Here is an 11,330-nt window from a genome sequence, read left to right as displayed (position 1 = left end):
CCCGTATCCTGAGCGCTCCGGGGCATGCGGAGCAAGGAACAGCGCGTCAGGGAGACTGTGCTGCCATGTCGGCGCCAGTGCGATCATGTCCCGGCCGCTCGAACCAAAGCCGTGGAGAAGGAGAATGATTTGCCGGGGCTTTCCGCCGGAAAGCGGCTGCAGGCTGGCTCCATTGACGATCTTCGTCATTCAGGTTCCGCAAAAGGTTGCAAGCACGCGTTCGTGCTCGAGCGGTGGTTCGGCATAACCTGCGTAATCCGGCTGGTCGTCAAACGGCTGTGAAAGGACGCTCACGAGCTCGTGGAAAGGCCCGAAATCACCCTCTGTCGTCGCGGCTGCAATCACTGCCTCGATGCGGTGATTACGCGGTATGTAGGCGGGGTTCGTCCGGATCATCCGCGCTCGGCGGACGGGCGGGGTTTCGGGTTCGGCGGCAAGCCGTGCTCGCCAACGCGCAAGCAGCGCATCAGCGGCGGTGGGATCGACAAAGAGAGAGCGGAGGGGTTCGTCGGCAACGCCCGGTTCGATGGCGGCAGCGAGGCGCCGGAAGAACAGGGTGAAATCGACTTGATTGCGGGCGAGATCGGTGAACAGCTCGCTCGCGAAGGCCGCGTCGCTGTCATAGACGGCAGCGATGCCAAGCTTGCTCATCACCGCAGCATGATGCGCCTGTGTGAATTGAGGCTCGAACGCGGCCAGGGCCTCCTCGGCGGCAGCTATCGATTGCTCCATATCGGTATGCAGCAGCGGCAGCAGCGTCTCGGCAAGCCGTGTCAGGTTCCACACTGCGATACCGGGCTGGTTGGCATAGGCATAACGGCCGAGCCGGTCGATCGAACTGTAGACGGTGGCAGGATCATACGTGTCCATGAAAGCGCAGGGACCATAGTCGATGGTCTCGCCAGCGACGGACATATTGTCCGTGTTCATCACACCATGAATGAAGCCGACCGACAGCCAGCGAGCGATCAATTTTGCCTGGGCCGCGATGACGCCGTCGAGCAGAGCACGATAAGGTTGGCTGGCTGAGGCTGCCTGCGGGTAGTGACGCGCGATGACGTAATCCGCGAGAGCCTTCAGCGCCTCGCCATCCTGCCGGGCCGCGAAATACTGGAATGTCCCGACGCGGATATGACTGGAGGCCACCCGGACCAGCAGAGCGCCCGGCAGCATCCTGTCGCGAAACACCGCCTCGCCCGTCGCCACGGCGGCCAAGCCCCGGGTGGTGGGTATGCCGACCGCCGCCATGAACTCGCTTACGATATATTCGCGCAGCACCGGACCGACCGCCGCCCGTCCATCACCGCCGCGGGAGAAAGGCGTACGCCCCGCGCCCTTGAGCTGGATGTCCAATCGGCGCCCTACCCGGTCAAGCACTTCGCCCAGCAGGATGGCACGCCCGTCTCCCAGTTGCGGCACAAAGTTGCCGAACTGGTGCCCTGCATAAGCGGTGGCGATTGGGTCCGAGCCCTCCGCGATCGCCTGGCCCGAGAGGAATGCTACGCCCTCTCCGCCAGAGAGCCAGTCGGGGTCTATCTGCAACGTGCCTGCCAACTTTGTGTTGAGCTCAATCAGCTGTGGCTCCGGCCACCGCGCAGGAAGCACTCGAGCAAAGAACCGCTCGGGCAGGCAGGCGTAGCTGTTGTCGAAAGTCGGACCAGGCGGCACTACTATCCCCTTTGCTATGTAACACGACGCGTGCTGCCGTGTTCCGGCTCGCTGATCGGCGGTGGCCGAGTTTCTTAGCGGGTTCTGCCGCGCGAGCGGAGCGGATCACGAATTTTCCCTGACAACGATTTCGCGTTGCGCTGTATCAACGGCCGCGCCCAAACGGCCCAGCAAGTGGTGTGAACGCCTTCGCAATCGGGTCCGAAAACGGCGGCCGTTATCTTGATGGGCACTACTCTTGCCTGGCCAGCACGAAGGCACCGCGGTTGCTCACTACGGGAATGCAGGGCATTGTCATATGCCGCTATCGGATCGCCTGAGGCAAAGAAGATGTCTTTCCAATTGACCCACCGCTTTGCGATCTGCCGCCCTATGGCAGGCTTCGCCGCTACATTGACCTGCGGTTATGGCTGCTAACCTTCGCACTGCGTATGCAGATCCACGCCGAAAGGCGAGGTTTCGCGAAATCGCCCGAGGCATCGTCGCCAAGGACCGCTATAATCGCAAACACGGTCTCGCCGTCGATACCGCTGGCGCAATTGCTCAAGCCCTAGAGCGAGCATACCGCGATGGCACCCGGGTAGATCCATCCGATGCCGCTCCCGCCGCTGAGCTGAGCGACACTGACCCGCTGGAATGGGCACTAATCCCGCCAAGACCTCGGGACGCGTTCTGGACTATCTGCCTCTTCACGCTCGGGCGCGAAATCGACGAGGCGCGCGACGGCTACCTGGCGCCCACTGTGACTGAGCGGGGCACGCCCGGGTGGTTGCTCGTGGTCGAAGGCTACCGACCGGAAAAGGCGATGGGCGATCGCACGATCGCGCCGCTCGTGCGTCTTCGCCTTCTTGGCCTTCGGCCAGATGACTCTGGATGCCTGATCGTCACAGAGCGCGGCTCGGAAACCTGGCAGCGTTTCTGTCATCTTGGCGGACGGTACCCTGAGGATCTTACCGACATCTAAGACGCGGCGTGGCGCCGGCCGAGATTAGCAGCTTCCCCGTCCTCGTTTCGAGCAATCAAGCCGCCAGAATGATCAAAGCCGATGCTCGAAATCAGTTCAGTCGCCGCAATCCGCTACTGGTATCGGCCCGTACCGAAGCGCTCAGCTCAACATTTTTGTTGATAGTGATGTCAAAGCTGACCCCTGGAAAACGAACGCATTTGCCGTTTTCGTCCAAAATGGCCTGTCCCTGGGCGGATACCCATTGAACTTCCCCGTTGAAGCCGAGAATTCGATACTCGGCAAAGTAATCATCGCCGAAACGCAATGTCGATTCGATCTGCGCCTGAACGAGCGGCACGTCGTCGGGATGGATGCAGGCCAGAAATTCCGATACCGAAGTCCCTCTGGCGGCGCGCTCCGGATCCACCCGGTAAATCAAGGCGAAGCGCTCGTCAGTGGTAAGGCAATCGTTGGCGACGTCCCAGTCCCACGAACCGATTGGGTCGCCTGCGGACAGGGCAACCTGGAGACGTTTGGCTGCATCCCTGCTGAGCTTCTCGGACTTGACCCTTTCCGTCGTCTCTCTCGTGATGCACAGCATACCGGCGATAGCATCATCATCGTCGCAGACTGGAGAGTAGGAGAAGGTCCACCAACTCTCATCGGGAACGCCCTTGCGGCGGACATCGAGCCGGGTGTCGATCATTTCGACGCTTTCGCCGGAGAGCGTCCTGGCCACAAGAGGTGCGATCTCTCCCCAGATGTCGTGCCAAAGTTCTTCGAACGGCCTGCCGATTGCTCCCTGCAGACGCTGCCCAAGGATCGGTCGATAGGCGTCGTTGAAGAAGGCCAGCAGGTCCGGCCCCCACGCCAAGAACATGGGTGTGGGGCAAGCAAGCACCGTGGATACCAGGGTGATCAGGGAGCGGGGCCAACCGGAGATCGGCCCCAAGTTCGAATTACCCCAATCGAAGTCGGCTATCTCTTGCCCGGATGCGGTCATACCGAGCCGCTGCTCGAATGAAGTGGTGCCCATCACGCTAATCTCAGCTCGCCCGTGTCTGCTTTTTGTTCTCTCGACCTATGCCAAGGGGTAACCAATCACCTAAAATCATGTCAATACACTTTCAGGTGGAACGCTCGTTGAAGAGCAGCTCCAAAGTCAAGTCTCCTGAGGGACGTGCCCGCCGGCCCCTTGCTCAGTGATCCGGCTCGTCCTCCGCCCGCTGCCCCCGCAAGAGATCAGCGATTGGCCCGGGAGCTTTACCCTACGCCCTGTGGCCCGGAAAGCCGGATTGCTCGAGATCTGCAACGTGCTAGAGCGTTTTCCGATCACGCTGGATCGTAGCCGCAGGAGCTAAAGTAATTGGCGCACTCGTCCGGCTGGAAGATATCGACGAGTTTGCCGATGAGATCCCACAGGCCTGAGACGGTGCGTTCGGATGCTTTGCGCAGCATGGCCTTGAGGCGTGAGAAGGCCTTTTCGATCGGGTTGAAGTCGGGGCTGTAGGGCGGGAGGAAGCGCAACGCTGCTCCGGCGGCCTCAATTCTCTCGTGGACGGCCACTCGCTTGTGGCTCGAGAGATTGTCCATGATGACCACGTCGCCTGGCTTGAGCTCTGGCACGAGTACCTGGGCGACGTAGGCTTCGAACCAGTCGCCGTTGATCGGCCCGTCCAGCACCATCGGGGCGATCATCCCGGTCATGCGCAGCCCCGCGACGAACGTGGTCGTCTTGCGATGACCATGCGGGAAGCCCATCCGCAGGCGCTCGCCCCTGGGGCAGCGGCCATGGCTGCGGGTCATGTTGGTCGCGGTCCACGTCTCGTCGATGAAGATTAGGCGCTCGGGCTCCAGATCCAGTTGGTAGTCGAACCACGCCCGTCGTTGCTTCAGGACGTCCGGACGATCTTGCTCGATCGCATGACCCGACTTTTTTGCGCGTGATCCTGTGCCGGTCGAAGAAGCGCCACAGCGTACCGATCCCAACGTGGACACCGCGCGCGGCTAGACCCGAGCGGATCTCTTCGAGGGTAATGTCCCCGTTCTCCTCGATCATGGTCATGATGAGATCGGCATGTGCGTCGGTCTTCGATGATCGCTACCAGGCTTGCCGGCAACGGCTCGTCCATGCGCCAGCGCGATTTGCCGCCAGCGGATCGCCGTCGCTACGCCAACCCCGAAACGCGCCGCCGCTGCCCGGCAACTCAGGCCTCCTTCGACTGCGGCAACAACACGATCACGCAAATCCTGCGACAATGCTCTGGCCATCCATGCCGGCCTCCATACCCAGCAAGGATTCTGAATCAGAATTCTCGCGCGGAGGGAATCTTTCGCGATTCAGGCGCTGTGGAAAACGCTCTAGAAGATACTTCCCACGACCGGAGACCGGCGATGAGCTTAATTGTCCGTATTCTCGACTCCATGGATCGGCAGCTCGCCGCCGCGACCGCGGACGGCAGTACGCCCCGCTACTTCATTGTGCGCGAATGGGATTGGGCCGAAATCGGCGAGCGTTTCCGCTCCGCTGAGCCGTCCCCTGTGGTTGGCAACACCTACAAGGGCGTTCTGGTACAACCAGGCCGCATTCGTGACGATGACCTTGCAGGCTCGTAAACTGAGCATCATGCATTATCTTGCCGACTGATCAGCTTCGATCGATCAGTAAAGGCAGCCCGCTTCCGTGCGGGCGCGGATGCCGATGGTCATTCTAGATCCTGAGCGGTCGCGGATATGCAAGCTGGCTCTCGCGGTCGATCACGCCGGCGCAGGTGATCTCCTGGAGCACCCGCGATCCGGCAATCTGGACCCACGAAAGCATTGCCCTGCGCAAGACCCTTTACCCGTCGGACCCCGCGCGCTTTCGTGGGATTACGCCTATGAGCACCGGACCGAACTGGACGACCGGCTCAAGCGGGCGGGTATCCGCATCGCAGCCTATCTCAATTGGGTTTTCGAAGATGTCCTGAACCACCCGGCGGCGGCGAAGCGAAAGAGCAGGCACTAAGCGAATGAGCTCAGCGCTCCCTGTTTGTTCATTACCGCCAACGGTGAGTGGACCAGAGCGATGCGGTAACGTTTGTGCAACCAGGATGAGCGGAATGCCTGAGCTGTTCGTTCCTCAGTCTACAAGCTAACAGAACGAGACGAGGCGTGCCGGTTCAGTCCACAGCCCTGCCATACCGTTTCGACGGCGACCGGTGCGAAGTGCTGCTTGTCACCTCGCGCAGGCGAGGCAAGTGGATACTTCCCAAAGGCAAGATCGAAAAAGGAGAAACAGCGGCGGATCGCGCCGCTGCAGAGGCTTACGAAGAGGCAGGTGTGATCGGCATTGCCTCTGCCACGCCTCTTCTCGCGGCCGAACTCATCGACTCGAGCCGACCAAAGGTCCACCCACTGGCGGTGGAGCAGGAGCTGGAGACATGGCCGGAGATGTATATGCGCCAACGTGCCTGGTTCACACTGACTGAGGCGCGTGAGATTCTTCGCGACGAGCTGCTACGGCGCGCGTTGACCGCCTTCGCCGCCGAACTCCCGGGGCTGCGCCGCGCGCAGGAAAATGGCGACGCATGAGCTTGCTCACCGGCAGCCCGGGCCATCTGTGCAACTCGCTTACGGCGGAGATTATGGGGCTGAAGAGGCGGATCCATTGGCGAAGCATCATTTCGTCGGAGGCCCGTCATGAATAAATTCAAGCACCAATTGCTCGCATCGATTTGTCTCGCGCCTTCGGCTGCCTGCGGCGGCGGAAATGGCAGCATTGCCTCGACACCGACCCCACGACTCGGGTGGCGACGACAAACGGGACGCTTACCAGGCTTGTCGCCTCGCAGACCTTCGACACCACTCGACCACGATGACCACAACCTACACCGGGCCCGGCGATGTCCCTTCAAATGTCACTACTAGACAGAGCAGCGGCTTTGGCAGCGGCGTTTCGCTCGCTTACGATGCCAGCGCAAAGAGTTTTCAGGCACGTGTTGCCGCCACCCGTTGCACCCACCGAACCGCCCGGTGATTGCCAGAGCCTATCGCCTGATAGATGCGCTCCGAAGATGATCAATATGCAGCCACCATCATGGCAGCCATATTTTCTGCGCTCGGCGGGTTCAGCGGGCCGGTGATAAACCGCTGTTCCGCTATAAGCGGCACCCCAGCCGCATTTAGAATATGGCGCTACTCATCTACTCATCTGTAACGCCGGAGGATCAAAACTGCGCCTGCAGCGGCAGCCATTACAGCGGCCGCGCCCGCCGCAACCGCGCCTTTGCGCCTTAGGTCTGGACGTCGTAGTCCGCCATCCGGTCCGCTCGGCGTGGCCGGCGGCTCGAAAAGCGTGCCGTCAGTATCATCGCCGGGGTCGGCCCTTTCTGACCATACGTCCATGAAGCCATTCATCACCGCGGCGCTAAGGTTTGGCGTTGTGAACTGCGTAAGTTTTAGCGCCAGTCCGGGCGTTCCCAGGAAAGTTGAATTGCGGGGGCGGGTCGCGAGCTTCAAAATTGCCCTCGCAACCTTCTCTGGCGGTAGCGAGCCTGGTGGAAGCGCGAGCCTTGCCCCCGTGTAGTTCGCCGCGTGCCCGATCGCGGGTGTGTCCACGAATGTCGGATAGACATCACAGACATGAATTCGCGGCCGCTTCGACAGCTCGGCGCGCAGCGCCTCGCTGAACCCGCGCAGGCCAAACTTGCTCGCCGAGTAAGCCGCGGCAAAAGGCGTCGCTATGAAGCCGCCGATCGAGATCATGTTCACCCAGGTGCCCCTGTCCTGCTCGAGAAAGATCGGGAGGACTGCATGGGCTTCGTGCATATGACTAAGGAGATTGGCCTCAATGACCTCTCGATGGTTTGCCCACGGGGCCTCGTGGAACTTGCCAACCACGCCAACCCCAACGCAGCTGAACCAAAGGTCGATTCCGCCGAGGACGTCACGCGCTTCGAGAGCGAAAGCAGCGACCGCATCGGCGTCTGTGACATCGAGTACGCGGAATTCGGCTACTCGTCCTGTCTCCCCGCAGCGCCGCGCGATGTCCTCGAGCCCAGCTTCTCCGCGGGCGGCAATCAGCACACGGGCGCCCGCTCGTGCGAAGGCGATCGCAGTCGAAGCGCCGATGCCGCTGGATGCGCCGGTAATCACTACGCGCATGTTTGCAATGTTCTGGCTCATTTTCCCGGTATCTCGCTGACGACTGCCGCAGCATGCACCGCACTACTTCGCGCCATTGCTAGTGGATCTGCTCCGCCGGCTCTGCTGCTGCCATCGCCGTCGTTGAGCAATGCGCAAATGCCGCCGCAGTTGCGGCAGTTCGATCCATGTTGGGGATGTGGAACCGACGTGTCGAGCCAACGTTGCCGCGAGATGAAAGACAAGAAGTTGCCCCATGAGCCAATCGCGGGCCAGCGCATCCTCGTCGCTGGGGGCACCACCGGCATCGGCCGGGCTACATTCCTTTGCCTTTCCAAGAGCAGGGCAAGATTGCTCACCTTCGGCCGCGACTCGGGACGACTGGACCAGCTGCTCGCGCATGCCGAACTTCCTGCCAAACGCGGACTTGCCGCCGATGCTACCCGGGCCTCGCGCTGCGACATCCCCTTCCTGCGGATCGAGCCCTTGCGGCAGAGGACAAAATGACGGCCCCGAAAGCGGCAGACTGCGACACAAGTTTGAGGACATCACCGTGAAGATTGCCTGTGCCGGCTCCGCTGCCGGCGCGTTCAACATCGCATCAGCGAGGTCTGAACCCTGTTCCGCTGGAGCAATCGAAGGAACCGTAGCGGCATGGGCGCTACGGCAGCGGCGCGACCTCCGGCAGTCCGCGCTCATTATAGCGTTGCCGGGCGTTTAATGCGATGAACCTGACCGCGCCGCATCGCGCCTCCCGATCTGTCGCAAGCGGCGTCCGGCCGCGGCCCAAACCGTCGTTGTCACCGCTCTTACCGTGGAATTTTTCGCGGTGTCGGCTGTACTGCAGGATTCCGCCGGAGCCTGTGTCATGAGCCTGGCTCCACAAGCCATTCTGACCGATGATGAGCGCGAAAACGGTCTGCGGCTGCTGGTTGTGGAAGCCGCGTTCTCCAGCAGCACGAGCGCCCTGACTAGTGGTGTCATACTCACTGCCTTTGCGCTGCATCTGGGCGCCTCAAACTTGTGGGTTGGCCTTTTGGCAAGCGCGCCATTTTTGACCCAGTTGCTGCAGCTGCCTGCGATTATCATTATCGAACGCCTGCGGGCCCGCAAGCGCATCGCAGCGCTGACGAGCATCGCCGGTCGCTTGATGCTCCTCGTCATGGGGGCGACCGCATTCTTCACAGGCACCGTGCCTCTGCTGGTTTTCCTGTTTGCTCAATACGTGCTTTGCGGATTGGGCGCGGTCGGCAGCTGTGCGTGGAACTCCTGGCTGCGCGACCTTGCACCGGAGGCTCGCCTGGGGGGTGTCTTCGCGCGCCGCACATCCTGGACCGCAGGCATCAGTCTCGTCGCAGGCCTTGCAGCGGCGGTGATCCTTGAGCGCACGGCGCCGGGCTCTACCGGCCGTAGCATAGCCTTCGCTTCTATGTTTGCCGTGGGCTGCGTTACCGGGCTGATCAGCGCCCGCGTTGTCAGCTGTATGCCCGAGCCGATAATGCCGCCGCCCGCACAAAGGCTCTCTTTAGGCGAGTTGCTGCGTTCGCCCCTTTCGGACGTCAACTTCAAGCAGCTGCTCGTGTTCGTTATCAGTTGGCAGTTCGCCGTGAACCTCGCCACGCCTTTCTTCACCGTTTTTATCGTACAGCAGCTGGGCTTCAACGTCAGCCTGGTAATGATCCTGAGCGCGCTTAGCCAACTGGCGAACCTAGCGGCTCTGCGAGCGTGGGGCACTTTGAGCGACAGGTTCTCTAATAAGTCGGTACTGCTTGTCTCGGCGCCGGCTTACATCGCAGGAATCGTCGCCATGATAGGCGCTTCTCAATCTGACAATACAACATTCGTGATTGGCTGGCTTGTATTCCTGCATCTGCTTATGGGAGCGTCGGTCGCTGGCGTGACGCTAGCGTCCACCAACATTGCGCTTAAACTCTCGCCGCGGGGGTCGGCGACAGCCTACGTCGCGGCAAACGCCACCGCGATCGCTTTGGCGGCAGGCTTCGCGCCGATCGCGGGTGGTTTGCTTGCCGATTTCTTTGCGGCACGGCGTTTCGAGTTGCTGCTGCGTTGGACTAGCCCTCATGGTGTGCTGATGCTGCCTTTGCAACTGAGCCACTGGGACTTCTACTTCTTTCTAGCCGGAGGGCTCGGTCTATATGCTATCCATCGCCTTTCGCTGGTCGCCGAGGCAGGCGAGATCGAACGGCGGGAGATGATGGGTGCTATGCTAGGCCATACATGGCGCGCCATCCGGAATGTCTCCAGCATCGCGGGCCTTCGCAATGCGACCGAGGTACCTTCAGCGTTGTCACGCGATGCCCGCGTGCAGTTTCGTCACCGCCGTGCACGGCAGTCTGCGCCCCTCGAGTAGACGATGGCAGCAGCAGGGGCATGCAGACTTTTTTGGATCCTCGACGTTTCATGTGGATTTGAGGATGTCGCCGAGGGGTGCGGCGATGAGGTAGATCATGGAGATGAAGGTATGGGTGTTTCGGTAGCCTCGGGCCCTGGCGCGAGCGGCCTTGAAGATGCCGTTGAGCGCCTCCAGTCGAGCGTTGCTGTAGGTTGAAGCCCATCGCTGGAGGATGCGGTCCTTCTGCTTTTCGACGGTCTCGATGGCGGTAAAGACAGGTGCCAGCAGAGGGGCGCCTGTCACTCTTTCACGGGCATGGCGGATGAAGTTCGACAGCCTCCATCTGGCCGCCTGAAGCGTCGGTGCGATGCGAACCCAACGTAACTTTTCCTTGATTTGCCAAGCGACGCCGGTCAGCAACCCGCTGGCTTCCAGTTCCGCCAGCGCCGCCTCCTGCTTTGCCGTGAGGTTTTTCTTTTTCGCCTTCAAAACCGCCCAGCGCACGGCGGAGGGCAGTTTGACCAGCCTTGCCTCGCACTTGCGCACCTGGTCGAGGCTTCTGGTGAACAGTTGCACGACATGGAACCAGTCGACCGTTACAGACGCATCGGGGAAGGTCTCACCGACTGCGGCCAGGAAGGCAGGTGACATGTCACAGACGACTTCGGCAAGCTTGCCCGGCTTGCCATTGTGCTCGGCCAGGAAGTCTTTGAACCGGCGGACAGTTTCCTTGCCCTTGCCCGGCGTGGCGAACGCCACGGGCCGGGTCCTGCGATCCAGATCAATAAAGATGGTGACGTAGTTGTGCCCCTTAAGCGTCCCGGGTTTTCCGGAGGCAGTATGGTTTGGGTCAGGCAACCATATTGAGGGTCTCTATGGCTGCATAGTAGTTTGCCTCGGCCTCGGCAGGAGGAATATAGCCGATGGGGCCGAAGAGGCGATGGTGGTTGAACCAGTGGACCCAGCGCAGGGTGGCCATTTCGACGGCTGATGTGCTCGGCCAGGAGCGCTGGCGCCAGATCACCTCGGCCTTGTAGAGCCCGTTGATCGTCTCGGCCAATGCGTTGTCATATGAATCGCCGACGCTGCCGACAGAGGGGACGAGGTTGGCCTCGGCAAGGCGCTGGGTATAGGCCATGGCAAGATATTGGGCGGATTCAACCGGTCATCGCAACACCTGCTTCCTACTGCGGGGCGAGGAACTGGTCGAGGACTTCTGCAGGTGTCTTCCATCCGAGC

Annotated in this window: 9 protein-coding genes and 3 pseudogenes; 5 read left to right on the top strand and 7 right to left on the bottom strand. The window is 61.2% G+C overall.

The features are described from left to right. Positions 1 to 189, bottom strand: a pseudogene (locus tag HWN72_RS20355) (hypothetical protein); the annotation flags it as partial. Continuing rightward, positions 190 to 1,668 (bottom strand): YdiU family protein, encoded by a 1,479-nt coding sequence (locus tag HWN72_RS20350; protein ID WP_211151213.1) that lies wholly within the window; start codon positions 1,666 to 1,668, stop codon positions 190 to 192. It lies immediately after the preceding pseudogene. A 406-nt stretch (positions 1,669 to 2,074) separates the two neighbouring features. Between HWN72_RS20350 and HWN72_RS20345 the strand changes: the two genes are divergently transcribed. Beyond that, positions 2,075 to 2,632: a hypothetical protein gene (locus HWN72_RS20345; protein ID WP_211151212.1), complete on the top strand. Its 558-nt coding sequence runs from the start codon at positions 2,075 to 2,077 to the stop codon at positions 2,630 to 2,632. Positions 2,633 to 2,723: 91 nt separating this feature from the next. Here HWN72_RS20345 and HWN72_RS20340 read toward each other — a convergent pair whose 3' ends face one another. Both HWN72_RS20340 and HWN72_RS20335 read right to left on the bottom strand, forming a co-directional pair. Further along, positions 2,724 to 3,650, bottom strand: a complete 927-nt coding sequence (locus tag HWN72_RS20340) for a PAS domain-containing protein (RefSeq protein ID WP_248006186.1) — start codon at positions 3,648 to 3,650, stop codon at positions 2,724 to 2,726. Positions 3,651 to 3,946: 296 nt separating this feature from the next. Next, positions 3,947 to 4,825: pseudogene (locus HWN72_RS20335) on the bottom strand (IS630 family transposase). Between HWN72_RS20335 and HWN72_RS32035 the strand changes: the two are divergent. Together HWN72_RS32035 and HWN72_RS20325 are read left to right on the top strand one after the other, a co-directional pair. Continuing rightward, positions 4,709 to 5,230: a hypothetical protein gene (locus HWN72_RS32035; protein WP_375154534.1), complete on the top strand. Its 522-nt coding sequence runs from the start codon at positions 4,709 to 4,711 to the stop codon at positions 5,228 to 5,230. The pseudogene HWN72_RS20335 and the gene HWN72_RS32035 overlap by 117 nt on opposite strands. 537 nt (positions 5,231 to 5,767) lie before the next feature. Continuing rightward, positions 5,768 to 6,187: an NUDIX hydrolase gene (locus HWN72_RS20325; RefSeq protein WP_211151209.1), complete on the top strand. Its 420-nt coding sequence runs from the start codon at positions 5,768 to 5,770 to the stop codon at positions 6,185 to 6,187. 615 nt (positions 6,188 to 6,802) lie between these two features. Here HWN72_RS20325 and HWN72_RS20320 read toward each other — a convergent pair. After that, positions 6,803 to 7,759 carry an SDR family oxidoreductase gene (locus tag HWN72_RS20320; protein ID WP_248006184.1) on the bottom strand — a complete coding sequence of 319 codons (957 nt, stop codon included), beginning with the start codon at positions 7,757 to 7,759 and terminating at the stop codon, positions 6,803 to 6,805. 150 nt (positions 7,760 to 7,909) lie between these two features. Here HWN72_RS20320 and HWN72_RS20315 point away from each other — a divergent pair, with 150 nt between their 5' ends. Both HWN72_RS20315 and HWN72_RS20310 read left to right on the top strand, forming a co-directional pair. Further along, positions 7,910 to 8,245, top strand: coding sequence for a hypothetical protein (locus tag HWN72_RS20315; RefSeq protein ID WP_211151207.1), 336 nt, complete (start codon positions 7,910 to 7,912; stop codon positions 8,243 to 8,245). A gap of 361 nt (positions 8,246 to 8,606) precedes the next feature. Beyond that, positions 8,607 to 10,109, top strand: a complete 1,503-nt coding sequence (locus tag HWN72_RS20310) for an MFS transporter (protein ID WP_211151206.1) — start codon at positions 8,607 to 8,609, stop codon at positions 10,107 to 10,109. Positions 10,110 to 10,157: 48 nt separating this feature from the next. Here the strand turns inward: HWN72_RS20310 and HWN72_RS20305 are convergent, their stop codons facing one another. Further along, entirely contained in the window at positions 10,158 to 10,949 is a 792-nt protein-coding gene (locus HWN72_RS20305; protein ID WP_211151205.1) for a transposase, read from the bottom strand. After that, positions 10,942 to 11,241, bottom strand: a pseudogene (locus HWN72_RS20300) (integrase core domain-containing protein); the annotation flags it as partial. The gene HWN72_RS20305 and the pseudogene HWN72_RS20300, both read right to left, overlap by 8 nt. Positions 11,242 to 11,330: the final 89 nt, after the last annotated feature.

The organism is Novosphingobium sp. HR1a, assembly GCF_015594425.1.
Classification (GTDB): Bacteria; Pseudomonadota; Alphaproteobacteria; order Sphingomonadales; family Sphingomonadaceae; genus Novosphingobium; species Novosphingobium resinovorum_A.
The sequence above is the reverse complement of the archived record's forward strand: the minus strand, read 5'-3'. Positions and strand labels throughout refer to the sequence as shown.